Raw genomic sequence first — 26,103 nt, forward strand, 5'->3', positions numbered from 1 at the left:
GCAACTATCTTACTTCCTTCTTCTTAAAAAAGGTGTTAAGCATTCGTGCCGGATATTAAGATGGGATAAATTGAAATCTGAAAGAAATGGAGGGTGCCGATTCCCGTATTATGCCATGTTATAACATGATCGCTGTACGGCTTGGTATAACACTGTATGATATTGCACTGTGTGATCCGGCATGATATTACATGTTATCGCTTTATTTACAGCCACCCGAACAGCCACGCCATCGGAAAGGCGATGACTATCGTGCAGATACTGACACACGCCAGAATAAAAGCCGGCATTCCGATAAATATAGAAAGAAAGCCGAGAACCGGATGATGCCAGACAAATTTCTCCACCTTCAAATCAAGTCTGTTTTCAAATTTTTTCAGGATTTTTATGATACTCATAGCAACACCTGCAATCCGTCTCTGAAGCCTGTAGAGCCTGTCTTCCGAAGCCTGCTCCCGGAATCTGTGTCCGGAAACCTGCCCCCGGAATCCGTGTCCGGAAACCAGGCTTCGGAAGCCGGATTGTTTTCCTTTCCTGCGCCCGCTCTGCCGGGCACTGTCTGTTTATAATAAGCATATCGCCGGAAAAATTAAAAAGGGGAAAGGATGAGAGGGGATGCGTTAAAGAAATGTAAAGAGACAGGGAATTTTTCTAAGCCATACCTGCAGAAGCTGCCACTGGCAGCTTGCTTCGTCTGCATGTAAACCTTGTCGTCGCAACCGGGAGCTTTTCGGGCAGTGGCTGCCACTGACAGCTTCCTTCGGATGCATGACAACAAAAAAACGACAAAGATTTCTCTCTGCCGTTTTAATACATCAGTACCACCGTATTATTCACATACCCTGCAAAACATCATGCTCTAAATTACTGGTTTTATCTGATATTTGTGTTTCAAAGATTTCATACTCTGGTCATCCGGACTGATAATTCCGTCTTTCTGTAATCTTCCCAGAACAATTCCGGGATCGCGGTCAATCTGATTTGCAAAAAGACATATTGACTGCAAAGTAAATTGCCCGTTATCTCTGAACTTCTGATATTGCCCGACCGGAATCAGGCTGTCCTCCGCATACTTATTCGCCAGCTCTTCCTGCACGCCTGTCTCTTTATCGAAGGAAATACCATAATCTCCATTCATTATATGTCCAATTTCATGAAACAGTGTAAACCAGAAAGAATCTGCGCTCAATCTTCTGTCGTTGACCATCAGCATAATATTGTTGCCAATTTTCTTCGTGGCTCCATTAATCTGTGAGCCGGAAATGTTAGGTAAAATAATAAAAATTACACCAGCTTCAAGAAATGCCTTAAATATGAGCTGGTAAAATTCCTTATGATTTTCCGTTAAAGTCAGCGCATATTTTGCCGCATTCTCAAATCTGTGTTTATTGAAACCGGGTGCTTCTATTTTTAGTGCTTTGTTCGTAGCAATCTGCACCATTGCATTCGCTTTTATCGTATCTGCCTGCGTTAATTGCTTCGCAGAGCTTCTGAAACTGACCGCCATGTCCTTTTGAGTAAGAACTCTCAAGGTTGCTACATTCAAAAATTTTCTTACTTCTTTTATCTGTTCGTCGCACCCTTCTGGAAAATCAGGCAAACCGAAATTATCCCTAAAGTATCCGTAATCAAGACTTTCGAAAACTACTCGCTCTGTTACAAATTCTTCATCCGATTTAAATTCCGTAATCAATTCATCGTAAGCATTCTGCAAATGTAGCCAGTACGCCGCACTCGTACCAAGCATTCGCGAAAGCTTCATAGCCATATCTACAGACAGGCTTTGCTCGCCCCTGATTAAAAGACTGAGATTTTTTGGGGTTGTATCAAGCCTTTTTGCAAAATCTTCCTGTGTCAGCCCGCTGTCATCTACAATTTCTTTGATATAATAACCAGGATGGAATGCAACAGTATCCTTATACTTGATATAGTTACTCATAATGCTTGCTCACCTCCGAAATTTCTACTATCTTAACAATTCCTGCAATCCTGTCTATATTACATGGACGATATTATCTTTTAAATTCTCTGCATTTTCAAGAGCATTAATACGTGCCAACAAACTGACTGATAATGGAATATTACCATTAAACAATTTTTTGCTGCTGACAGATTCGTACATTGCAGTTTAAGCCTCCCGGATGCATATATTACCCGCAAGTCATTCCTCCTTATTCAGATTACCTTTCTGGTAATCTGATTATATCACTGTTCTCTTTAGAAGTCAGCCACAGCACAAACTATTTTCTAGTAATTTAAAACCATTTTTTATAATTCTCTTTTTGTATTAATTTAATTATTTTTACTCTGATACTTCCATTTCATTTCACATTTCTATTTCTTTCTGTTCAAGTTAAATTCTTCTTCTGCTAATTCGATACGTTGCTGAATCTCTTTCTCTGTAGGGAGTTGCTTCTTAATCTCTTCCAACCTAACATTGTCATAAGAAGCAACTCCCATCGGTGTCTGAATTCCCTGAAATGCCCATTGTACTTCTGTCTGATCTTTATCTTTGCAGATAAGCAGTCCTATTGTAGGATTTTCATCCGGGGTTCTGATAAGCTCATTTACAGCATTCACATAAAAGTTTAATTTTCCGGCAAATTCCGGTTCAAAGGAAACAGCCTTCAGCTCAACTACAACATAGCATTTAAGGCGAATGTGGTAGAACAGCATATCAATCTTTCGTGTTTTCCCCGAAACTACAATCTCCTTCTGCCTTCCAACAAATGCAAATCCAGTTCCAAGTTCCAGCAAAAATCTGGTAATATTCTGTTCCAATGCTGCTTCTAATTCTGTCTCATCATATCCTCTTGGCAAAGAAATAAAGCTGAAATCATAGGTATCTTTTACAATTTCCTGTGCTATCTTTCCCTGTATTTCCGGAAGCTTCTCCGCAAAATTTGTATTTGCCGCTCCTATATTATGATATAAATCAGCTTTTATACAATCAATTAAAGCATTTCTGCTCCAGCCCTCTTCAATTGTTTTCTGAAGGTAGAACAATGCTTCTTCCACAGAATTACACTTTGAAACAATTTCTACATGATGACGCCACGGCACAAAACCGAAAAAGGATGGAAATGACATTTCTGCACCAACCTGGTGCAGTTTTTCTTCCTCGTTATTTTCTTGAATTTCTGCACCAATCTGCTGCAGTTTTGTACTATCGAGCTTTAATTTATCATCCATTGCACGAATTAAATCATCTGAAGCTCTCGTCAGTGCATAAAAGGAATACCATTTTTTCATATTCCAAAGATTTCTGGCTGAAAAGCCTCTCACCTCTGGAAATTCCTGCTGCAAATCAAGGCTTAGCTGTTCAACAATACCTTTTCCCCATTTTTCCTCTGATTTTTGCAAAACTAGATCCCGTCCCAGCTGCCAATTAAATAATAACTGTTCTGAGTTTATCTTCACAGCTGCCTTAATCTGTGCACCTCTAAATCGTTCCTTTATATCATGAATCCACTGTACATAATCAGAATCCAAATGCACATCATGAGAACGCACAACGATTGGAGTATTATTTCTTTTATTCCGCATTGCCTCTCCTTCTTTTGATAATATTCTTTCCAAACCTTAATATCCTGTTTCATTTCATATAGTAGAACTATATGCTTTTCCAATTATAACCGCAGATATGCTTTTCTTTATGCCAAGTACCAATATGCCTCTCCGTATGTCACTCCTCCTCATTTGGTTATGCCTTCACATATCCGATGTGTTTAACACCAATCGTGCCTTGGCAGAGAACTGTGTGTCAATAGTTTCGTAATCTAATGCATTTTTTGTAACTAAAAAACCCTTACAAACAGTATACTATACCATTTGCAAGGGTCTTTCTTTCATTTAAAAAGTCTTGAAAATTCAAACTTAATTGCCAGCCATCTGCTTAGCAACCTCTGCCGCAAAGTCTTCTTCCTTCTTCTCGATACCTTCGCCGGTCTCGAAGCGAACGAAGCCTTTTATCGTAATCTTTGCGCCAACTGCTTTTGCAACGGAATCTACGTAAGCCTGTACGGTCTGCTTGCCGTCCTCTGCCTTTACGTATACCTGGTCGAGCAGGCAGATTTCCTTCAGCTCTTTGTTGACACGTCCGCTAATCATGCCGTCGATTACCTTCTGCGGCTTCTGGGATTCCTTCGGGTCGTTCATGATCTGCGCAAGCAGAATTTCTTTTTCGTGAGCGATGTACTCCTCGCTTACTTCGTTTCTGTTTGTGTACTGCGGTCTGAGCGCTGCAATCTGCATGGCAACGTTCTTTGCCATTTCTTTTACTTCATCGTTTACCACATCAGTCACAACATCAACCAGAACGCCGATTTTTCCGCCCATATGGGTATAGGAAGCAACAAAACCTTCTGTCTCCTCCAGCTTCTGGAATCTTCTGATTTTCATGTTCTCGCCGATAACAGCGATTTTGCCCGCCAGAGCTTCTGCAACGGTCTTTGTGGTATCCGGCAGCCATTTTTCCGCCATGAATGCGTCCATATCCGCTGTCTCTGTTGCCATTGCCTGCTCGGCAACCTCAGCAACATATGCCTGGAAGGTATCGTTCTTTGCAACGAAATCCGTCTCAGCGTTTACTTCCACAACAACCGCTTTCTTGTCATCATCAGATACAAGCACCTTGCAGAGACCCTCCGCTGCAATTCTGCCTGCCTTTTTCTGTGCGGTAGCAAGACCTTTTTCTCTCAGGAACTCTACGGCCTTGTCCATATCACCATCGGTAGCAGTAAGCGCCTTTTTGCAGTCCATCATGCCTGCCCCGGTCATTTCTCTTAATTCTTTTACCATTCCTGCTGTGATAGCCATGTTATTATTCCTCCGTCTCTGCCTCTGCTGCAGTCTCTTCTGCGTAGTCTTCGCCTTCAAATACAACGTCCCGCTCTGCGCCCTGGTTTGCTTCGATAACAGCGTCCGCCATCTTGGAAACGATCAGTTTTACAGCGCGGATTGCGTCGTCGTTGCCCGGAATTACATAATCCAGCTCTTCCGGATCACAGTTTGTATCACAGATACCGATTAACGGAATACCCAGTGTATGTGCTTCCTGAACGCAGATTCTCTCCTTCTTCGGGTCAACCACGAAAATAGCATCCGGAATCTTCTTCATTTCCTTGATACCGCCAAGGTTCTTATTAAGCTTTTCCTTCTCTTTTCTCAGAGCGATAACTTCCTTCTTCGGCAGAACATCAAAGGTGCCGTCCGCTTCCATTGTCTCAATCTGTTTCAGACGGTCTATACGGCTGCGGATAGTCTTAAAGTTGGTCAGCATACCGCCGAGCCATCTTTCATTTACATAGAACATGCCGCATCTTTCTGCTTCAGATTTCACCGCATCCTGCGCCTGCTTCTTGGTACCAACGAACAGAATCGTACCGCCGTTTGCCACGATATCGCCCACTGCATTGTAAGCGTCGTCTACCATGCCTACGGATTTCTGAAGATCGATGATGTAGATGCCGTTTCTCTCTGTGTAGATGTACGGAGCCATCTTAGGATTCCATCTTCTGGTCTGATGTCCGAAATGAACACCTGCTTCAAGTAACTGTTTCATTGAAATAACACTCATTTTTTTGTCTCCTTTTGGTTTTACTTCCGTATCCCATGCTTTCTTGGAAACCCCTGCGGGCACCCTCCTCGAAATAGAAATACGTGTTTTTTGCGACCTTTTTATATTATCATATACCGGCGCGCTGTGCAAGCACTTTTTTTGCACAAACGCCTGCGTTTCCGAGTCTGCATGGCGTTCCCTCCGGCATGACCTTCCGCATGGCATATCCCCGCGGCGCATTTTTACTCATGCCTCAAGGCATCAATCGGATTGAGGTTCGCCGCCTTGATGGATGGCATGAATCCGAAGATCAGACCGATTACCATCGAGAAGAGGACCGCTATAATCGTTGCCGGAATATTGATCGCCACCGGCACATCCGCCATCCGGGATATCGCCTGCGCCATGCCGATGCCTGCCACCACGCCCAGAACGCCGCCCATGCTGGTCAGCACAGCCGCCTCTGTAAGAAACTGCATCAGAATCGCCCGCTTCTTTGCCCCGATTGCCTTTTTCAGACCAATCTCACTGGTACGCTCCGTGACGGACACCAGCATGATGTTCATAACGCCGATGCCGCCTACCAGCAGGGAGATACTGGCTATCCAGATAAGCTGCTGGTTGGTGGATTCATTAATCTGCTGCTGCTGCTCTACCGTCTCCAGTGTGTTCTTGGCGCGGTATTTTAAATCGCTGTCCGTCGTATACAGATTTTCATTCAGGATGTCGGCGCACGGCTTTCCGATGGTCGTCATCGCCTCCACAGACTCCGCCTTCACCGCGACATGCTGCGGCTCATCATACTGATATGCAATGCACCATGCGCTCGACGGCATAAATACCGTACCGGAGCCGCTGTCATAGCCCATATACGTATAGTAATCCTCCATACTGTTGATGACCGGCTCAAACTGCGACGCCACCTGCGCAACCCCGATTACCGTAAACGGTTCACTGTTAATCTCAATCGTCTTTCCAATCGCGCTCTCCTCCTGGAACAGCGAGCTTGCCGCCGTCTGGTCGAGAATCACGACCTTGCGGAAATTCATGTAATCCTCCTCCACAAAGCCGCGCCCCGTGCGGATAACATAGCCGTTTACATTAAAATAATGCGTGTCAATTCCGTACACATTCGCGCCCTGCAGAGCGGTATTCTGATGATAAATACTGTCCGCATAAGTACGGCTGGTGTAGAAGGTCGCGTCCTCCACGCCGTCCACCTCCAGCAGCTTCTCCCGTGTGTCCTCTCCGATTACCGGAACACCGTAGGGCACGCTCTCATAATCGAAACTCATCTCATAGTCCGAGCTTCTGCTCAAAGGAATCGATACGGCGTTGTTTCCCGCTCCGATTACATTCTGCATAAGCTGCTCGTTCGTTCCCTGAATCGTGGAAACAATCGAGATAATGGAGGCGATTCCGATAATAATGCCGAGCATCGTCAGAAACGAACGCATCTTATGCGACCAGATTCCCTGAAAGGAAAGTCTTATATTTTCCAGCATTGTTGTCTCCTCCCGTCCTTAACCTATGCCATAGCCCGAAAAGGCATCGTCATCCTGGGTCTTCACCTTCGCGCCGTCCTTTACGTTCTTTCCATATGGAAATGCGACCGAATCCTCTGTTGAAAGTCCGCTCTTGATTTCCACATAACCGTTGCTCGTTACGCCGGTATGCACGTACTGCTTCTTCAGCAGCCCGTTCTCGCCCACCTTATATACATAACTCTGCCCGTTCTCCGAGCGGATATACGGTGAAGAAAGATAAATCTCGCTCTCCCCGCTTTCCTTTTCCTGATACCTCACATCCACCATGTCAGAGACCGTCATTCCTGCAGAATCATCCAGGCGCGCCAGCACCGGATAGCTGGAAGAGTTCGGATTGCTGCTTCCATAGTAGCTGTATCCGTCGGACGAGGTATCCGGGAAGGTGGAAATCTCCGTAATCGTGGCGTTTGCCCGCGTCATACCGTCCCAGGAAGTTACCTCCAGGGTATCGCCCTTTTCCACGGAATCCAGATTCACCTCGCTGACCGTCGTGCGCACATAAAGTCCGCCCTCACTCGCCACGACCATATAAGCGTCCGAGCCGTCCCCGGTCTCTCCGACAGATTTTATATAGCCGTCGACAGAGCTTACGACCACCGACTCCTCCATATCCTTCTGATAATCCTTCAGCTTCAGCTCCGCCTCGCGTTTATCCACATTCAGCTTGCGGATTTCGCGTTCCTTCTCCGCAATGGCGGTTGCCAGCTCCTCCGCGGTATAGGTATCGCCCGTATCGATCCAGCCGGGGTCGTCCCATCCCAGGTCGCCCATATCGTCCGGCACCTCTTCCTCATAGCGCACGATTCCCGTATCGCTGGAGAAAATCCAGTAGGTGCCGGGACCGTAGCCGTACTCCATCCGGATGGTGCCGTCCAGTCCGACGCTCTTTATAAACGCTCCGGTAATAGTATCCGATTCGCGTATCTCCAGTCTCACAAAATATCCCGTGCGCTCCGTACCGTCCGCGTTGCGCATACGTTCCGTGCCGTCCTCGTTAAAGCCAAGCACCCAGTTGACAAAAGAGCTCTTTATCACTGCGCCATCGACACAGAAGAATACATATGGGTCCTCCTTTGTGCCGCTGCCCTTATAATACAGCCCGTTCTCCCCGGTCCAGAAATCCAACTCGCCAAGCGGCTCCAGCTTCGTCAGCGGAGAATCGTCCGGCTCCAGGTAGGTCATGGTGATGGAGCAGGTCTTCGTGCCGTTTTCATCGGTTCTGCCCCAGGCAATACGCACAATGTAATTCAGCGTATTTTTCGGGCTTACCACCATCGTATAGTCCTCCGGATTTAAAGAAGCATCCCATGCAAGCGGCTCCGTTACCCAGTGCACGCTGCTGTAGCTGTTATCCGGCTCTTCCTCCATCACAACGTCCGACGTCTCCTCCTGGAGACCTTCCGTGTTCATGTTCTCCGTGCCGTCCTCCAGCATCACCTGTTCATCCGTTGCCGGTTCTTCGTCACCCTCCGGATTCTCGGTATCCGCCTCCGTCTCCGGCTCCATACTGCCGGAAATCTTCCGGTACCAGACACTGTTTTCCTGCGCCTCATCCGTCTTTTCATAGAAATTGATATCGATGGAATGCGGCCACTTCATTTCATTATTCGTGCCGTGATACCATGTCACATCAAATATCACATTCTGCGGAACTGTCTCGCTCTCCGTCTCCGTTTCCGTTTCTGTCTCCGATTCCGTTTCAGACGCGGGCTCTGTCTCCGTCGCCTGCACCTCGTCCTCCGTCATGGTTTCCGGCTGCTCCGTATCCTGCGAAGACGTTTCCGAATCCGTTGTTCCTTCCGTCTGCTGCTCCGTCGCGTCCGTTTCTGAAGCTTCTGTCCCGCTCACATCGCCGTTTTCCTCTGCCGGCTGCGTCTCTTCCGGTCTGCCAACCGCAATTTCGATATCCGTATCTTCCTTCGCCGTCCGGAAAATCAGCACGTCGCCGGTAATTTCCTCTGCGGACAGCTCAAGCTCCGCGTACATATCCTCCAGCTCCGGCGCAATCTCATGCTGCTCATCAAGCCCGTCGTGGAAAGCAAGCGTCAGATGGGCGACGTCCGCCGTCTGACCATCCCGTATCAGCGTATAACCGCCGATTTCCGGATAATCATTTCCGTCTATCTTTGCCGTTCCATACAGTTTTCCGCTCCGGTCTTCCTTCAGCGTCACGCCCTTAATCAGCATGGTGTACGTATTCAGCCGCTCAAAATGTGCCTCCGCCGTTTCCTTAAAGTGCGGAATCAGCTTCACGCTCTGCTGCGAAAGCTGCGCTGTTGCCGCCGCATCGCCCGTATTCCGGGTATCTGCAAGCAGCACCTCTCCGCCCTCGCCCGGCTCCTTGATGCGGATATAAGAAAGAAGCTTTTCGAGGCTCTGGTTCAGCTTCGGCTTTGCCGCATCATTTCCGGATGCTTCTGCTTTTCCGGAGGAATTCTGCGTACCGGCTGACGGAGCGTCATTGATATCCATGTAATCCGGCTCCGTAATAAGCTGCTCTTCCTCCTGGCTGCCGGATGTGTCCTCCGTCTGTGCACTGTTCTCTGTCTGTGTGCCGGTCTGACCTTCCGTCTGCCCCTGCGTCTCTGTCTGCGCCGCCTCCGTCTGCGCATTCGTCTGACCTTCCGTCTGCTGTGCCGCCTGTGTCTCCGCCTGCTGTGACACGGCATCCGCGGCACCGGTCCCCTCCTGCGCTGTATCGGAGCTTGCCAGCAGCATATTCTGCGCCGGAATCATCCGCGCTTCCTCCTCACCGTCCACATCACTGTCTGAACCGCCGGGCAGCGATAGATCCGGCCCCGAAAGTCCATCATCATCCAGCGTTTTCTGCGTGCCCGGCGTCGTATTTTTCAGTTTTTTCAAATCCGCCTCGGCAGACTCGATTTCCAGGTCCAGTTCCTGCACCGTCAGCTCCTGCAGCTCCAGATCCAGCTCCAGCAGCGTGGTATCGTAGCTCAGAAGCTTATCGCCAATCTTTACTTCATCCCCCTGCGCCACATAAACCTCGTTGATAACCTTGTCCTCCGGGACGTACACCTGCTGGTTGACATCGGACACCACCGTGCCGTTCACCGAATCGTAGGAGTAATTGATCCAGTCCGCCCCGTTAAGCTGCGACACCGGATACACCTCCACACTCTCTCCGCTGTTCGCCAGATAATAGCGGACACCGACGGTAATCCCGCCGCCAAGTACCGCAAGCCCCAGCAGCAAAATAATGATATTTCTGACCTTCTTTTTTTTCTTCATACCTTACCCCCGTTTTTCCGAAAGCTCCCCGTCGAAAATGTACACGACCCGCTTTGCGTGCTGCGCAACGCCGGAATCGTGCGTAATCATAATCACCGTCACGCCCTCCTCGTTCAGCTGCTGAAACAGCTCCAGCACCTGGACACTCGATTTGGAGTCCAGTGCGCCGGTCGGCTCGTCCGCCAGCAGAATCTTGGGATTGTTGACCATTGCGCGCGCGATCGCCACCCTCTGCTTCTGTCCGCCGGATAACTGGGTCGGCAGAAAGCTCATGCGGTCGCCAAGCCCGACCTTCTCCAGCGCCTGGGCAGCCCGCTTTTTCCGCTCCTTTTTGGAGATACCGGCATAAACCAGCGGGAGCGCCACATTTTCCAGTGCCGTCTGCCGTGGCAGAAGCTGGAAGGTCTGAAACACAAATCCGATATTGTGAAGGCGCTCCTCCGCAATCTCATTATCGGATAAGCCGAGAACATTTTTACCGTTCAGAAGAAAGGTGCCCTTCGTCGGTTCATCCAGACAGCCGATAATATTCATCAGCGTGGATTTTCCGGAACCGGAAGGTCCCATAATCGCCACATATTCCCCCTCCTCCACATGGAGCGTGACATCCTTCAGAACCGGCACGACCATCTTTCCGGTGAGATAATCTTTATAGATATTGTCCAACTGTAAAATCATATAGGTTCCCTCTTTTTCCCGCAAAGGCATCGTGTGCCCTACGGCACCTCTTCCACCACCGCGCTGCTGTCATAGCCCGCGCTGTCTCCATCGTCATAACCTTCGTCGATTACTCCCATGTCCGCTTCGTCATAGCCTTCGTCGATTACTCCCATGTCCGCCTCGTCATAGCCTTCATCGATTACTCCCATGTCTGCTCCGTCCATTCCGGAGATATCTTCATAGCCGCCGTCCAGCATATCCATGCTGCTGTCGTAGCCGTCCTCCATCATACCGTCGCCACTGTAATCATAACCGCCCATCGCGCCGGTATCCTGGTCCACATTGCGGATAACGGTCTGTCCTTCCTGCAGTCCTTCATACGGAATCGTAATATAATCGTCCGCCGTCAGCCCGTCCAGAATCTCGTACTGACCAAGGTCCTCGTCAAATTCACCCAGCGTGACCTCCCGCTTTTCCAGACGGTCGCTGTCATTTGCCGCCCAGACATACGGCGTCACTTCTCCGTTTTCATCGGTGATAAGGTAGTATGCGTCCAGCCACATGCCGGTGCGCTCCTCCGTCTGTCCGTTGTCCAGCTCCACATAGACATGCTGACCGAGCATCAGTCCGGAGGAATCCTCCAGCTCCACATAAAACGGATAAGAGCTGGAATTCGTCATGGAATTATCGCTGCCTCCGTAATAGACAACGTTACTCTGGCTGGTCTGCGCGTTGTCCGTATCAATCGAATCCACGATACCCTTCCAGGTAAGGGATTCATCCACGCGGGAATGCACGACCACATCACTGCCCACCTGCAGCTCCGACATATTCTGCTCGTTAATCAGTCCCTTGATGCGGTATTCTCCTGTCGCCATAATTGTGATATAGGCGTTTGCATTTTCATCCGTGCTGCTGTCCAGCCCGCTCATGCCGCTGCTTCCGTCGCTGCCGCCGGAATTATTTTTATTAACCGTTTTTACCACGCCGTCCAGCTCGCTGGTGACGACCGCATTGGCAATCTGTTTTTTTAGGCTCTCCATTTCCGCCTGCTTGCTCTTGATGTTGTACTCCGCACGCCGGATGGAGTTCTGCGCCGTCAGAATAGAAGTCGTATAGGCGCGCTTCTCGCTGTCCGATACCTTTGCGCGCTCTTTTTCATACTGCTCTATGGTCGCATTAGTGGACTCTATCTCAATCTCATAATTTTCGATATCAATCTCAAGCTGCGTGATGCTGTCCTGCGCCTCGTCAGTATCGTAGGAAAACAGCTTTGTCCCCACCTTTACCTCCTGCCCGACAGTGACGTAGGTCTCCTTCACCTTCATGCCGTCCGCCACCTCAACGCCGACTGTCCGCTGCGCTTCCACAACGCCGGAAAAGCGGTTGCTGCGCCCGCTGCCGCCCACGCCGGTAATCATCGCCACAGAATCAACAAACGCTGTATTTTCCGAATCCGCCTGTTGCCCGGCATCCCGGAATTTAAAAAACCAGACTGCCGTCCCCACACCTGCCGCCAGAATTATGATCAATAATATAATCCATATTTTTTTCTTTTTCATTTTGCCGTGCCTCCCCTTTCTAACACTGTATCTTACCATAATTCCTATCTGAATGCACTACGAAAATGAAAGTTCACAAAATCTTCAGAAACAGGCGTTCTCTTTTTGATGGAAAAATTTGACATTTCATCACTTTTCATATAAAATAAGTTCATTAAATAACAATATAGGTTTCGTGCCAACTATTAAGGAGAATATATGGACAAAAAGAAGCTGTTCTTATGGATGCTGCCCACTGCAGCGCTGTTTTTGACAGGATGTGGATATGCAGGTCCCGAAAAGGCGGTCCGGCAGGAAATGGACCTGATACAGAAGCTGGACGAGACAACCATAAAATCCCTTATCTCATACGAGGACATCCGTCTCTCCAACTCCGCTCCCCTGGAGATTGGTGATGAAACTACCGAAGCTGTAAAGCTGTTTTTCAAAAATTTCAAGTACAAAATACGCTCCTCCTCCGTCAGTGACGACAAGACGACCGCCACCGTGGAGCTGGACATTACAAATCTTGACGCGGAAGAACTGGCAAAGGATTTGTGCTGCGCGATGATTAAAGATTCCGTCATCCAGGCGGGCAGCAGCCAGCCGGAGGGGCTCGCCTCCTCCTTTGCGCTCATGAAGGACTGCCTGGAAAACAATACCTACGACCTTGTCACCACCTCCGCCACAGTCTCTCTGACATACACGGACGATAGCTGGGTCATCCAGGAAAGCCCGGAGCTGGAGGATGCGCTTGTGGGAGGGCTCGTATCCTATCTGCGCGACCCGTACCTGCTCTCGCCCACAGAGGTGCTGGAATGCACGCTGGAGCCGTTTGCCGGTTTTTCCGCAGAGGAATGGAAAAATTATCTGGAGCTGGACGATGTTTTCAGCACCGGAAGCTCCCTTGCCTCCCGTATGGATGAAATCGTGGCGGAGCAGATTGCACAGTTTTTCAGCTTCGATATCAGTTCCGTAACGGAGGACAACGACACCGCCAGCGCTTCCGTCACCATCACCAGCCTGGATCTGCCGGAAATCATCAGCCAGTGCCGCACCTCCCTGCTGGAATATGCGCAGACCACGGAATCCATCCGTGCAACCGATGAGGAAATTTCCCAGAAGGCAGCGGAATATCTGCTCGCGGCGCTGGAGAGCAATACCAGCAGCACGGAAAGCACCATTACCATCCCCCTTATCAACAATGGCCACGCCTGGGAGGTGCTTCTGGATGAAACTTTCTCCGACGCCCTGCTCGGCGGCATGGACGTCGCGCTGGAAAATCTCTACGCCGATACCGGCGTAGCAGAAAGCGGCGCAGAGACCGAAAATGGCACGGAAACTGACGCCATGCAGTGAATCCGGCAGCGCACAGCAGGAATCTCCAGCAGCCGACAGCCGACGCCATATAACAGGAATCCGGCACCATATAGCTGCAGCCCGGACACGTTGCTTTTTTGATTTTGCTGCGCCGCCTATCGGACAGCTTTCTTCGCAAACTCGCCTGCTGCGCAGGCTCAGACATGCTTCGAAAGCTGTCGCTATGCTCGCAAAATCTGCAAAAGCCGCCTATCGTCCGGGCTGCAGCTATATGGTGCCGGATTCCCTTTCATAGCGTCAGCTTCTTTTTCACAGCGTCAGATTTTTCAATATATAAAAAGACCCGCCGTGTGCGCGCACGGAAGGTCTTTCACATTTTATACGCAGTCCTGCCTGCATCGGCAGGCACGTCCACGGCATGGCATCTTACTTAAAGAATTCCACGATTTCCGTGTATCCTTCCGAAGCAAGCTGCTCCTTCTGGAATTTCTTATTTTTCTTCATCATATTCATGCTGACGCAGACGCCCTCTGCACGTCTCTTTTCCGCCTCGCGGAATACGTCCAGAAGCTTGTCCTCCGGCATTCCCTTTTCGATGAGAAAGGCTGTCTTTTCCGCTTTTCCCGGAATCTGGAAATCCTTTTCCAAAAGCAGCATCACGATGCGCTCAAACCCGATGGAGAAGCCGCACGCCGGCGTCGGATTTCCGGTAAAGCGCCCGATCATTTCGTCGTAGCGTCCACCGCCGCCCACTGAACCGCCAAAACCGTCGATGCTGATTTCAAAAATCGGTCCGGTATAATACGACATGCCGCGTACCAGCGTCGGATCGAATACAATGTTGAATTTCGCATTCTTCACTGCTTCCACGCTCTCAATGATAGTCTCCAGATCCGCCGCAACCGATTCCTCCAGAACGCCCGCCAGTGTCTGACGCAGGAAACGGACGCCCGCAAGGTCGCCGGTCACCTTCTCAAACAGCCCCAGATAGGTCTGCACCGCCTCCTCTGCAAAGCCTTCTTTTTTCAGCTCCTGGGCAACGCCCTCCAGACCAATCTTATCCATCTTGTCCAGAATAATAAAGACCGTATCATAGCTCTCCGGTGCAAATCCGCTGTACGCCGCCATCGCCTTCAGAATCCGGCGGTCATTGATGCGGATAGTAAAGTTTTCGAAATCAAGCTTGCCGACCAGTGTCGAAGTGGCAAGGATCAGCTCGATCTCCGCCAGAATGGAAGGCTCGCCGAGAATATCGATATCGCACTGCATAAACTGGCGGTATCTGCCGCGCTGCGGACGGTCCGCACGCCACACATTGCCCATCTGCAGCGCCTTAAAGGGCGCCGGAAGCTCGTTGGCGTTGTTGGAATAATAGCGTGAGAGCGGCACCGTCAGATCATAGCGCAGACCGCCGTCCACCAGATCCGCCTCGCACTGCGCCGTCTCCAGCTTCAGCTTCTCGCCTCTTTTCAGAATCTTAAAAATCAGCTTCTCATTCTCTCCGCCCTGCTTGCTGCTTAAGTTTTCAATATGCTCCACGCACGGCGTCTCTATGGAAGAAAAGCCGAATTTTCCATAGGTTTCCTTAATCAGTCCAATCACATAATCGCGGATTTCCATTTCCCGCGGGGTAATATCCTTCATACCGGTAACCGGCTTCTTTTTCAGGCTCATCTGCCGCATCCTCCCTATTCCTCTGGCTGTCCGTCGTTTTCATGAATCACTTCCAGGAACGCCAGAAATACTTTCATGTCAAAATTTTTTACTTCATCTATCATCAGACGCACCGCCGTCCCGCTGTCAAACGCCCCGCGGTACGAGCGGTTTGTCGTCAGCGCCGCATAGACATCGCAGACCCGCAGGATCCGCGCTCCCAGAGGAATTTCCTCCCCCGATTTGTTGGACGGATATCCGCTGCCATCGTAATTTTCATGATGATACAGAATCCACTGCGCAATTTCCGGGGAATAGCCCTCCTCATTTAAAATCACATAGCCAAGCGCGGGATGCGTCCTCACATAGCGCAGCTCCTCCACATGCAGCGGCGTGCCCTCGTCCCGTGAATAAATATATTTCATGATTTCCAGCTTGCCGATATCATGGACAAGCCCTGCGACCGCAAGCTGATGGCAGGTATCCTCCGGCAGTCCGAGCTGCCTGCCCACCCTGCAGGCGAGATTGCTCACGCAGATTCCGTGCATAATCTCCTTCTGCATGTCCGTCTGGATAATATGATACTTTTTCGCTTCCATACCTTTTTTGCTCATCCCATTATTTTTGATTTGCGTGCAATCATTTCGTCGATGCGCTCAATATAGCTGCGGATATCCTTGACATTCTCAATCCGTTCAATCCTTCCGCCGGACACGATTTTCGTGGAGGCTCCGGCGCCGAGAGCCAGAATGCTCTGCTTCTCTTCCATAATCAGAATGTTGTATATGCCTGCTGCGCCCTCCCGCGCGTAGCCGACATTTTCAAAATTGCCCGCCATATTCTTCTGACGGTACAGATAATACGGAAACTGTCCCGCCTGCGCCGCATAACGCGCTGTCATATCCATAATCTCCCCGCTGTTTACGAAGCTGACCGGCGCATACTTATCCTTAAAAAGATTCAGACGGGTCGCCCGCTTCAGCGCCAGAGAATGTACCGTGATGGAATCCGGCGCCAGCGCCGTCACCTGCTGCATGGTGTATTCCACCTCCGGATAGCCCTCTCCCGGCAATCCGACAATCAGGTCCATGTTGATATTATCAAAGCCAAGCTGCCGCGCCATCGCAAACGCCTCTTTTGTCTGAGCCGCCGTGTGCCCTCTGCCGATGACCTCCAGCGTGCCGTCGTTCATCGTCTGCGGATTGATGGAAATGCGCGTGACAGGGTGCTTTTTCAGAACCTGCAGCTTTTCCGCCGTGATGGAATCCGGACGTCCCGCCTCGACTGTAAATTCCTTCAGATGGCTGAAGTCAAAGCACTCCTCCAGCTTTTCCAGCAGCCGCTGCATCTGCTCCGGGCTGAGCGTTGTCGGCGTTCCCCCGCCGATATACACGGTATCCAGCGTCTTCCCCTGCCAGATATGCGCTGTCTGCTCAATCTCCCGGCAGAGCGCGTCCAGATAATCGTCCACACGGTTCTTCCAGACCGACAGCGGACTGGAGCCAAACGAGCAGTACAGACAGATGCTCGGACAGAACGGGATGCCGACATACAGACTGTAACCGTTCTGATAGTCAATATCCTTTAAAATGGCGCGTTCACGATTGGCAATCGAAATGGCGAGCGCCGTTTTTTCATTGCTGGTATAATAGGTCTTACGCATATAATCCGCGATTTCCGTGTTCTTCCAGCCCTGCTCCAGAAGTCCCATCGGAATCTTGGTCGGGCGGATACCGGTGAGGTTTCCCCAGGGGAGCTTCTGACCCGTATATTCGGAAAGCAGCTCATAAAGCAGCGCCTTCAGGGTATTTTTCGTCGCCGTCCGGTCCTCATAATCATCCACCGCGCGCTCCTTCTGCGCCAGAACAGCTCCATCCGCATCCCGCCAGATAAGCCGGATGCCATCCTCACCGTAAAAGACCTCCAGCTGTTTTTCAAAGCCCTCCGGCTGCGTTTCTCCCTCCAGATACAGAGGAACATCCACTCCCGGATAAAAAGCTCTTACCAGAGAATGGATATCGTATTCAAAATCCCGTTTATTCAGCTTTACCGTAATCATAAGAACGGATTGTATCTCCTCTCATGCGCAACGCTGGTCGCTTCGTCGTGTCCCGGATAAATCGCCGTATCCTCCGGAAGCGCCTCCAGAATCTTCCGCGCAGAGCGCACCAGCTCCGCGCCGTTGCCGGTCGGCAGATCCGCGCGCCCGATACTCTCGCAGAAAATCGTATCGCCGGAAAAAAGCACCTTTTCCTCCGGAAGATAATAACAGGCGCCGCCCTTCGTGTGCCCCGGTGTATGATAGACTGTGATGTCAAAGCCCGCTACACTGAGGATTGCCCCGTCCGTCAGGAAGCGGTCCCCCTTCACGGAAAACGACTTTCCGAATTTTGCGGAAGCGTTCAGAAGCGGATCCTCCAGCACCGTTTTTTCCGCCTGCATCGCATACACCGGCACCTGCAGGTCCGCCTTCAGCTTCATGACCGCCCCGATGTGGTCGAAATGACCGTGTGTGAGCAGAATCGCCTTCAGAGACGCACCCGCCTTTGCGATCCAGTCCTCAATCAGCTCCGCGCCGTCCGCCGGGTCTACCAGAAACGCTTCCTTTGTCTCTTCATTGACGGCAAGATATACGTTGGTCGATACCATGCCGATTACCTTTTTTTCCAGCCGCAGCTTTTTCATTGTCTGCCTCCTAACCGGTCGTGCGGGCAATATCCAGAACGCTTTCCACCTGCCGGATTTTTGCAATCAGCGAATCCAGCTCTGCCCTGCTCTCCACCTCAAATGCCATTGCAATCGTCGCCGTTCCCTGCTTGCTGGTACGGGAATTGACGCTGAGCACATCAATCTTCCGCTCCGTAAATATCTTTGAAATATCCACCAGCAAACCGGTACGGTTATTGCCGAATATTTTAATCTCCGCCAGAAATCTTCCGGAAACATCGCCGGGCGTCGCCTGCCACTCCGCCTCGATCAGCCGCGCGCGCTCCTCGATTGGCAAATGAATCATGTTTACGCAGTCCGTGCGGTGAATCGTCACACCGCGCCCTCTCGTCACAAAGCCGACGATCTCATCCCCCGGCACCGGGCTGCAGCACTTTGCAAAACGCACGGCAACGTCGTTGACGCCTTTTACCACGATACCGTTTTTGCTGCCCTGTCTCTTCTGCCGGTCTTTGCCAGCTCCGCCGGCGGCGTTTTCTATCGTTTCCAGAACCTGTGCGTCCGTCAGCTCCTTCTGGTTCTTCTTCCGGTACTCCTCCTGAAGGCGGTTGATTACCTGCCCCTCCTTCAGACCGCCATGCCCGATGGCCGCCAGAACGGAATCCCAGTCGCGGAAGCCATATTTTATCATGACCGCCTGCATAAACTCCGGTTTTGTGAGGTCACTGAGCACAATTCCCTTTGTCTTGCAGTAAGTGTTCATCAGCTCCCGGCCCTTGATGATGTTATCTTCCTTGAGCTCCTGCTTGAACCACTGGTTGATTTTGTTTTTCGCCTGCGTACTCTTTACGATTTTCAGCCAGTCGCGGCTCGGTCCCCTGGAATTCTGCGAGGTGATAATCTCCACGCGGTCGCCGTTCTGGATTACGTAGTCGATGTTCACCAGCTTTCCATTGACGCGCGCGCCCACCATCTTGTTGCCGACCGCGCTGTGCACATTATAGGCAAAGTCAATCGGCGTGGAGCCCGCCGGAAGGTTTTTCACATCGCCCGCCGGTGTGAAGCAGTACACATTTTCCGCAAATAAATCCAGGTCGCTCTTTAAAAGATTTAAGAATTCATGATTATCCGACATATCCCGCTGCCATTCCAGAATCTGGCGCAGCCATGTCATCTTCTCCTCTTCCCGGCTGCTGTCCGGCTTTTTGCCGTCGGACTGCTCCTTATATTTCCAGTGCGCCGCGATACCGTACTCCGCCGTCTTATGCATCTCGAAGGTACGTATCTGGATTTCAAACGGGGTGCCGTTCGGACCAATCAGCGTCGTATGCAGGGACTGATACATGTTCGGCTTCGGCATCGCGATATAGTCCTTAAATCTGCCCGGAATCGGCGTGTACATTTCGTGGATAACACCGAGTGCCGCATAGCAGTCCTTTACAGTATCCACAATGATGCGCACCGCAAACAAATCGTATATCTGGTCGATTGTTTTGTCCTGATTTACCATTTTCTTGTAGATACTGAAAAAGTGCTTTACGCGCCCATCCACCTGTGCCCGGATGCCTGCGTCCTCAATATGCTTTTTCACCTCATCCACAATGCCCTGCACAAATTTTTCGCGCTCTGTTTTGCGCAGTGCAACTTTTTCCACCAAATCGTAATATACGTCCGGCTGCAGGTATTTCAGGGAAAGGTCATCCAGCTCCACCTTGATTTTGGAAATACCAAGGCGCTGTGCGATCGGCGCATAGATGTCCATCGTCTCGCGCGCCTTTTCCTTCTGTTTTTCCGGACTCATATATTTCAGTGTCCGCATGTTGTGCAGCCGGTCCGCCAGCTTAATCAGAATAACGCGGATGTCCTTCGCCATCGCCAGGAACATTTTCCGCAGGTTTTCCGCCTGCACCTCTATTTTATCTGCCGAATAACTGAGCTGTCCGAGTTTTGTGACGCCATCTACAAGCTGCTCCACGTCCTCGCCAAACTCCTGGCGTATCTCCTCCGAGGTCATCACCGTATCTTCCACGACATCGTGCAGAAGCCCCGCGGTAATGGTCTCTTTGTCCATTTCCAGATCCGCCAGAATAATCGCCACGCAGAGCGGGTGGATAATGTACGGCTCCCCCGATTTCCGTTTCTGGCCCTTATGAGCCTCGCTCGCTATTTTGTATGCCTTCTCAATCATAGAAGTATCCGCGGACGGATGGTACCTTTTGATGCTCGCAATCAGCTCCTGGTAGAGCGCATCCGGGTCGGTAAAGTCCTCCATGCTTTTCACACGGGCCTCCACACGCCTGATTTCCGCCAGTTTTTCGTTTTCATCTATTGTCGTTTTTTCCCTTACGTCCATCTAACCACCACTCACTTTGGGATATTTCTGTTATTGTTATTTTCCTTCGTAGCATACCACCGATTTTACATCATATCCTTCCAGCTTTTTGCGTCCGTTCAGACCGGCAAGCTCGATAAGGAATACATTTTTTGCAACAACGCCTCCCAGCTCTTCAATCAGCGCATTGCACGCCGCCAGGGTGCCGCCGGTAGCAAGCAGGTCGTCAATGATTACCACGCGCTGTCCCGGTTTGATGGCATCCTTGTGAATCTCAATCTCTGCTGTGCCGTATTCCAGGTCATATTTTTTTGAAATTGTCGCGCAGGGGAGTTTTCCTTTTTTGCGGATCAGCACAAATGGTTTATGCAGATTGTACGCAATCGGCGCTCCAAACAGAAATCCTCTGGATTCTGTTCCGGCAATCACATCTACTTCCTCCGGGTTGATAAATGCCTGCATGGCATCAATCGCCATCTGCAGACCGTCCGCGTCCTGCAGGACACTTGTGATATCACGGAAAATAATGCCCGGTTCCGGAAAATCCGGTATGCTTCTGATATAATCCTCTACGCTCTTTTTCATTTGTCTTCCTCCACTCAATATATAAAATTTCCGGGAAAATGTTACCCGCCCACAGATAAAATATAGTATACCATTTTTTTCTGTATTAATCAATAAGTTACTGCTCACTCCGTTCACAGTAACTTTCGCAAATCTATTTAAAATTCGCTTCGTTACGGCCGGCGCCAAACGCGTGCCACTGGCACACAGCGCCCCTCGCGGCATTCCCCGGATGCCCGTGCAGGCATGATGCCCGGCTCATTGCCCGCGAAAATAAAAAAAGTGCAGGAGATGGGACTTGAACCCACACGGTCTTAACGACCACAGGCACCTGAAGCCTGCGCGTCTGCCAATTCCGCCACTCCTGCATTTCCTTTATGATGTGCTTCGTTCGCACGCATATTAATATACAATACTTTTTCCGGAATGTCAACAGCTTTTTTGAAATTTTTTTAATTTTTTTGCAATTTTTTTGCAGCCCTTTTTTCAACCTTTTTGTAACTGCCTGTTACTGCCCAGCCATGCAGTAAATACCAGAAGCAAATGCGTCGCACTTGCGCCGCAAAACCAGTCCTTCAGAGCCATCCGCCCAGTCATTTTCACAAACCTCAGGCATCTGCCGCAGATAATGCCGCGCCGCACGCCGCCTCTTCCTCAAATCTGGCAAGACAGATTTCTGCCCGGAACATTTCTGAAAATGTTTCCCGCAGAAGTGCATTTTTCCGAAGCCCATTGCCGGAAGCGACCAGAAGCTCCGCCCGGCTGCCCGTGCTCTCTTCTATTTTCCGGTACATCTCATACAGTTCTGCAGCCATACCCTTCATCACTCCCCGGATAAGCTCTGCCGGAGTAAAATTGTCCTCACAAATATTTGTGATGCTTCCCCGCAGCCCAGGCTGAGTGCGCGTCCCTGCAAACAGCGTCGAGACTTCCAACGTCCCCGTTCCTCCGCTGCGCGCGAGGCGTTCCATCGTCTCATATTGCGGCGCCTCCTCTCCGGTCAGCGCTCCGGCATACATCCGGAAAAACGCTTCCAGAATAGCGTAAGCTCTCCCGCCGCAGAGCGAAGCGCCCACCAGCAGGTATCTTCCGCTATCCAGCGGGCGTGTCTCAATGTCCGGAATTTTTATGTAACGGTCGGTCATCATAGAAATCTGCCCGCCGGTTCCCATATTGACAAGCAGCACATTTTTTCTGAAGCCCACGCTTCCGAGAAATCCCGCCTGGTTATCTCCCAGCGCCGCACAGACCGGAATTCCTTTATAATATCCGGTCACCGCAAAATCCGCCGTCACTTCCGGCAGAAGCTTCTCATCTATCCCGAACCGCCGCAGCGCCCTGCGCGCAAAGCAGAGCCGCCCGCAGTCGAAAAAGCCCAGGCTTGCCGCATTGCTCACATGCATCAGCGGATACCGGCGCCCGGTAAGCACCATTGCAAAATAATCGGCAATCGTGCACAGCCTGGCGGCACCGTCCGGAACTTCCCCGTGCCGCTGGTTATATAAATGCGTCAGCAGCCCATAGCCCGCCGCAATCTCTATACCGGTTTCCCGAAAAACCTCCTCCGCCAGCGTTTCCCGCTGCGCCAGTCGGGGCACTTCCGGCGCGCCTGCTCCCGTCTTTTCCACCGCACCCGTTTCACAGTCTGCCCATGTATTCTCCGGCACGCCTGCCCTGCCGTCCGCTCCCGCATCTTCCTCCGCACTTGTTCCACAGTCTGCCCGTATATTCTCCGGCGCGCCTGCCCTGCCGTCCGCCCCCGTATTTTCCGTCGGCAGCCCGCCTCTTCCATCCTGCCAGGTATACAGCGGGCTTATGCATCTGCCTGCATCATCTGTATATAAAATGCCATGCATCTGTCCGGTCAGTCCGATTGCCGCCGCATCGGGATGCTGCTCCAGCAGCTCCTCCAAAAGCAGTGTCGCCTTGCGCACAATCACTGCCACGTCCTGCAGACGCTCCCACGACCGCCCGGTTTCCATAAAACTTCCATTTTCCACAGTTCTGGCAGCAAGCACGGTATCTGCCTCTCTGTCCAGCACCACACCGCTGATGGTTGTTGTTCCAATATCAATGCCGATTACTTTCATCTTTTTCTTCCTTTTCTTTTGAGGTTCTTTTGAAAGTCTTTAATTTTTTTAAATTTTTTGCAATTTCTTGTTGACGAATCCGTTGCCGGGTGCTATAATACTTCTTGCTTGCGGAAGTGCTGGAATTGGCAGACAGGCTAGACTAAGGATCTAGTGGCAGTTATGTCGTGTGGGTTCAAGTCCCATCTTCCGCACGATATTGGTTAGCTGTATTTCCCTTAAATCTAAGGGTCATACAGCTTTTCTTTTGTTCGCAAAAACAATGATTTTCTGATGACAGCTGATTACATTTCCGTTATAATCATTTTCCGTTCTTTTCATCCACGGTAGTTACTTCCACAAAGCCGCCTGCTCTTCCCTCACGTAGGCCCCGCTCTGCTTTTTTCCCGCACGGCAGAAGCCTTTTCCTGTTGATGTTCACCCGGTACGGGCTTTTCTCTATATTGCTATTGTATCCTTACATTTCTCATGAATATTCATATTCTTTTCCATATTCGTATATCGTATCACTTGGTAAATCAATATAATCATTCCAGAAAACACAGGTTCTGCTTTCATCAAGTTGTACCTGCTTAAACAATCCATGAATAGTTCTTAAATCATCATATCCTTCCTGTCATTCTACTCCGTCAAATAATTCATCAAAATCAATTTTAATATGAGGAAACTGATGCAAATGAAGTTTTTCCTTATTTTCATCAGTTACTGTATCTGTCAAATAGTAGCGTGGGGTCGTTCCATTCTCATAATCCAAATCATAAATTTCTATCTGACGAAGTTTTAAATTTGCAATCCAATATTCAGCAATCTCTTCTTCACAATAGATATCCATTTTCTCTCCACGGTCATATTTTTCCGTCGACGGACTTAAAACTTCCATAACAAATTGCGGAGCATTCAGGAAAGAATTTCCTCTCCGTTTTCTCACCTGACAATTTATAGTGGCATCCGGAATGACAGTTTTCTCAGAACCATCATTCAATTTCCATTTATATTGTACGTTATCCGGAAAAACTCTACACGTACTATCTTTAAGTTGTCCGTGCACTATCGCAACGAAATTTGTAATGAAAATAGAATGATTCGGTGTAGCTCCAGACATATCTGTTATTTTTATATCAAGGTTCATATGCCTTCCATCTCCATTCTCTCTGACTTTTTTCTAAATCAGCGGGCTCATTCGCATGTGTTCACCTTCTCTGCCTTCTGATAACTTTATTATATCAGAGTCCATCACATTTTCAATATGTGTTTCATTTTATGTGTGAACTATTGACCAGCAATTCGTACAAGATTTCGTTACTCTTTCACATCAAAAGGATTGTCCTTTGCCAGTTTTTCGTCCTCACAGTCCATTCTCTCCGCAACCTCCAGCAGCCGTCTGTATTCTGCCGCCTGTCCGGCATCCTCCGGATTAAACTGCACGTCTGTCGGATAAATGGCTATAAATTTCTTTTCATTACTCAGTCCTGCAACCGACCAGGACGGTAAATCTGCGTATCCATTGTCACTCCAGTCATAGGCCTTAATTGTTACCACATGTCCGCCATACCCGTCTTCCTTTGCCGGTGTATAGGAGATGCGGATAGTTTCATTGTCCACCACCTCATATTCCCATTCAATATCGCCCGGAAGATACATACTGAAATAATCCGTCTCAAGCCACGCCATGCCTTCACTTGCATGGGTCCTGATTCCGCTTGCTATGTTATAAGCTTCCACCAGATAATTTTTATTTACGTAACCTTCTTTTCCGGATTCCGAATACCCATATGCATATGTGTCGTCTTCATCATACATCACATAAAAAATATCGCCCGTATAGAGCGCCTCCAGTTCATTCTCCGCATCAAACGACGGCTCCGAGCGCACGGCAAGATAACCGCTCTCCACCTTTACCGTATATGCATCTGCCGCTTTTGTTTCCGCCATAACCGGAACAGCTGACACAAAAGCCGCCAGCATCGCCGGAGATAATAACAAATACTTTCTGAATTTCTTCGCCATAAAAAGATTCCCCCTTTTTCTGCTGTCTTTACAGCACCTTGCTTCCATTTGCCGTGAGTTTAAATTTCGCCCCCAGTATCTCTGCCGCCCGCCGGCACATCATCATCCTGCCAAGGAAGATGTCAAAATATTCATACATCGTACAGATTTCCTCATCCACCTGCAGGTTCAGGGCAATTACGCTCTTCTCCCGGTTTACCTTCAGCTTCGCCTCCGTAACCGCATAATTCACGCGGTCGTGGATGTCAAAGGACGCCTTTTCCTTATTGCGGACGCGGTTTCTGCGGACATCCGTTTTGTCCGCGATAATAAGCGCCGCCGATATCGGGTCCACGGCTCCTCCGGTGGACTCATCGTGATTCCCGATAGCAGAAATGATAGTCAGACGGTCCTGCAGCTCCGCCCCCATGTTTTTCAGGATATCGTTTGCCAGCAGCGCGCCGTACTCCGCATGTCTGGAGCGGTTGATTACATTCCCGATATCGTGCATAAAACCGGCAATTTTCACCAGCTCAATGTCATGCTCCGGAAAGTCAAATTTCTTCAGAATATACGCCGCGCGTTCCGCTACCAGCGCACAATGCACCTCCGAATGGTCCGTATAACCCAGCATCCCCAGATTCTGATTTCCTTTTTTCAGATAGCCGCGCACCTCTTCATTTTTCTTAATTTCCAGATAATTCAATGATTTCCTCCCGTTTCCGAATTTCTTCTTTTCCAGAATCCCCCGTACCCAAATAATACGGCGAATTCCATTTTCTGAATTTCTTCTCTTCCGGAATCCCCCGTACCCAAATGATACAGGGAATTCCGTTTTTTGAATTTCCTTCATTTTTTGTCAATGTATCTACTATACAGTTTCTGTGTGTAATCAGCTATCCGTTTTCTGTAAATTTCCGGTAAAATTATATAA

General features: G+C 49.7%; 20 protein-coding genes and 2 tRNA genes. 2 read left to right on the top strand and 20 right to left on the bottom strand.

Annotated elements, in window-relative coordinates; translation table 11 throughout:
• Window positions 1–206: 206 nt before the first annotated feature.
• From NQ534_RS04315 to NQ534_RS04355, 9 genes are all read right to left on the bottom strand, one after another.
• On the bottom strand, window positions 207–398 hold the full coding sequence (locus tag NQ534_RS04315; RefSeq protein WP_006860946.1) for a hypothetical protein: 192 nt from the start codon (window positions 396–398) through the stop codon (window positions 207–209).
• A gap of 461 nt (window positions 399–859) precedes the next feature.
• On the bottom strand, window positions 860–1,939 hold the full coding sequence (locus tag NQ534_RS04320) for a HigA family addiction module antitoxin (protein ID WP_006860942.1): 1,080 nt from the start codon (window positions 1,937–1,939) through the stop codon (window positions 860–862).
• A gap of 395 nt (window positions 1,940–2,334) precedes the next feature.
• Window positions 2,335–3,579 carry a PDDEXK nuclease domain-containing protein gene (locus NQ534_RS04325; protein ID WP_198140190.1) on the bottom strand — a complete coding sequence of 415 codons (1,245 nt, stop codon included), beginning with the start codon at window positions 3,577–3,579 and terminating at the stop codon, window positions 2,335–2,337.
• A gap of 297 nt (window positions 3,580–3,876) precedes the next feature.
• Window positions 3,877–4,818 carry a translation elongation factor Ts gene (tsf, locus tag NQ534_RS04330; RefSeq protein WP_006860939.1) on the bottom strand — a complete coding sequence of 314 codons (942 nt, stop codon included), beginning with the start codon at window positions 4,816–4,818 and terminating at the stop codon, window positions 3,877–3,879.
• A 4-nt stretch (window positions 4,819–4,822) separates the two neighbouring features.
• Window positions 4,823–5,578 carry a 30S ribosomal protein S2 gene (rpsB, locus tag NQ534_RS04335; RefSeq protein ID WP_040782263.1) on the bottom strand — a complete coding sequence of 252 codons (756 nt, stop codon included), beginning with the start codon at window positions 5,576–5,578 and terminating at the stop codon, window positions 4,823–4,825.
• Window positions 5,579–5,802: 224 nt separating this feature from the next.
• The gene (locus NQ534_RS04340) at window positions 5,803–7,065 is read right to left on the bottom strand and encodes an ABC transporter permease (protein ID WP_006860937.1); all 1,263 of its coding nucleotides are present in this window, start codon (window positions 7,063–7,065) and stop codon (window positions 5,803–5,805) included.
• Window positions 7,066–7,083: 18 nt separating this feature from the next.
• Window positions 7,084–10,356, bottom strand: coding sequence for an efflux RND transporter periplasmic adaptor subunit (locus tag NQ534_RS04345; RefSeq protein ID WP_006860936.1), 3,273 nt, complete (start codon window positions 10,354–10,356; stop codon window positions 7,084–7,086).
• Between the two features lie 3 nt (window positions 10,357–10,359).
• On the bottom strand, window positions 10,360–11,034 hold the full coding sequence (locus tag NQ534_RS04350; RefSeq protein ID WP_040782379.1) for an ABC transporter ATP-binding protein: 675 nt from the start codon (window positions 11,032–11,034) through the stop codon (window positions 10,360–10,362).
• A gap of 38 nt (window positions 11,035–11,072) precedes the next feature.
• Window positions 11,073–12,578 (bottom strand): efflux RND transporter periplasmic adaptor subunit, encoded by a 1,506-nt coding sequence (locus tag NQ534_RS04355; RefSeq protein ID WP_050778282.1) that lies wholly within the window; start codon window positions 12,576–12,578, stop codon window positions 11,073–11,075.
• Window positions 12,579–12,776: 198 nt separating this feature from the next.
• Between NQ534_RS04355 and NQ534_RS04360 the strand changes: the two genes are divergently transcribed.
• Entirely contained in the window at window positions 12,777–13,916 is a 1,140-nt protein-coding gene (locus NQ534_RS04360; RefSeq protein WP_006860933.1) for a DUF5105 domain-containing protein, read from the top strand.
• Window positions 13,917–14,303: 387 nt separating this feature from the next.
• Here the strand turns inward: NQ534_RS04360 and hisS are convergent, their stop codons facing one another.
• The 8 genes from hisS to NQ534_RS04400 all read right to left on the bottom strand — a co-directional run bounded on the left by hisS (window position 14,304) and on the right by NQ534_RS04400 (window position 23,183).
• On the bottom strand, window positions 14,304–15,551 hold the full coding sequence (gene hisS, locus NQ534_RS04365; RefSeq protein WP_040782261.1) for a histidine--tRNA ligase: 1,248 nt from the start codon (window positions 15,549–15,551) through the stop codon (window positions 14,304–14,306).
• A gap of 14 nt (window positions 15,552–15,565) precedes the next feature.
• The gene (locus NQ534_RS04370; protein WP_040782374.1) at window positions 15,566–16,129 is read right to left on the bottom strand and encodes an HD-GYP domain-containing protein; all 564 of its coding nucleotides are present in this window, start codon (window positions 16,127–16,129) and stop codon (window positions 15,566–15,568) included.
• An 11-nt stretch (window positions 16,130–16,140) separates the two neighbouring features.
• Complete coding sequence (gene hemZ / locus NQ534_RS04375) at window positions 16,141–17,589, bottom strand: coproporphyrinogen dehydrogenase HemZ (RefSeq protein ID WP_006860929.1); 1,449 nt, start codon at window positions 17,587–17,589, stop codon at window positions 16,141–16,143.
• Window positions 17,586–18,215: an MBL fold metallo-hydrolase gene (locus NQ534_RS04380; RefSeq protein WP_006860928.1), complete on the bottom strand. Its 630-nt coding sequence runs from the start codon at window positions 18,213–18,215 to the stop codon at window positions 17,586–17,588. The genes hemZ and NQ534_RS04380 overlap by 4 nt, the downstream gene beginning before the upstream one ends.
• A gap of 10 nt (window positions 18,216–18,225) precedes the next feature.
• On the bottom strand, window positions 18,226–20,550 hold the full coding sequence (locus NQ534_RS04385; RefSeq protein ID WP_006860927.1) for a RelA/SpoT family protein: 2,325 nt from the start codon (window positions 20,548–20,550) through the stop codon (window positions 18,226–18,228).
• 36 nt (window positions 20,551–20,586) lie between these two features.
• Entirely contained in the window at window positions 20,587–21,114 is a 528-nt protein-coding gene (locus NQ534_RS04390; protein WP_006860926.1) for an adenine phosphoribosyltransferase, read from the bottom strand.
• A gap of 262 nt (window positions 21,115–21,376) precedes the next feature.
• Window positions 21,377–21,461, bottom strand: a tRNA-Leu gene (locus NQ534_RS04395).
• 240 nt (window positions 21,462–21,701) lie between these two features.
• Window positions 21,702–23,183, bottom strand: coding sequence for a sedoheptulokinase (locus tag NQ534_RS04400; RefSeq protein WP_006860925.1), 1,482 nt, complete (start codon window positions 23,181–23,183; stop codon window positions 21,702–21,704).
• A gap of 110 nt (window positions 23,184–23,293) precedes the next feature.
• Here NQ534_RS04400 and NQ534_RS04405 point away from each other — a divergent pair.
• Window positions 23,294–23,377, top strand: a tRNA-Leu gene (locus NQ534_RS04405).
• A 422-nt stretch (window positions 23,378–23,799) separates the two neighbouring features.
• On the opposite strand, the gene NQ534_RS04410 is transcribed toward NQ534_RS04405, so the two are convergent.
• From NQ534_RS04410 to NQ534_RS04420, 3 genes are all read right to left on the bottom strand, one after another.
• Window positions 23,800–24,312, bottom strand: coding sequence for a Uma2 family endonuclease (locus NQ534_RS04410; RefSeq protein ID WP_006860922.1), 513 nt, complete (start codon window positions 24,310–24,312; stop codon window positions 23,800–23,802).
• Window positions 24,313–24,482: 170 nt separating this feature from the next.
• Complete coding sequence (locus NQ534_RS04415; RefSeq protein ID WP_143115705.1) at window positions 24,483–25,190, bottom strand: SH3 domain-containing protein; 708 nt, start codon at window positions 25,188–25,190, stop codon at window positions 24,483–24,485.
• 28 nt (window positions 25,191–25,218) lie between these two features.
• Complete coding sequence (locus NQ534_RS04420; protein ID WP_242655322.1) at window positions 25,219–25,875, bottom strand: HD domain-containing protein; 657 nt, start codon at window positions 25,873–25,875, stop codon at window positions 25,219–25,221.
• Between the last annotated feature and the right edge of the window lie 228 nt (window positions 25,876–26,103).

The sequence above is a fragment of the Marvinbryantia formatexigens DSM 14469 genome, from assembly GCF_025148285.1.
Lineage (GTDB): Bacteria > Bacillota > Clostridia > Lachnospirales > Lachnospiraceae > Marvinbryantia > Marvinbryantia formatexigens.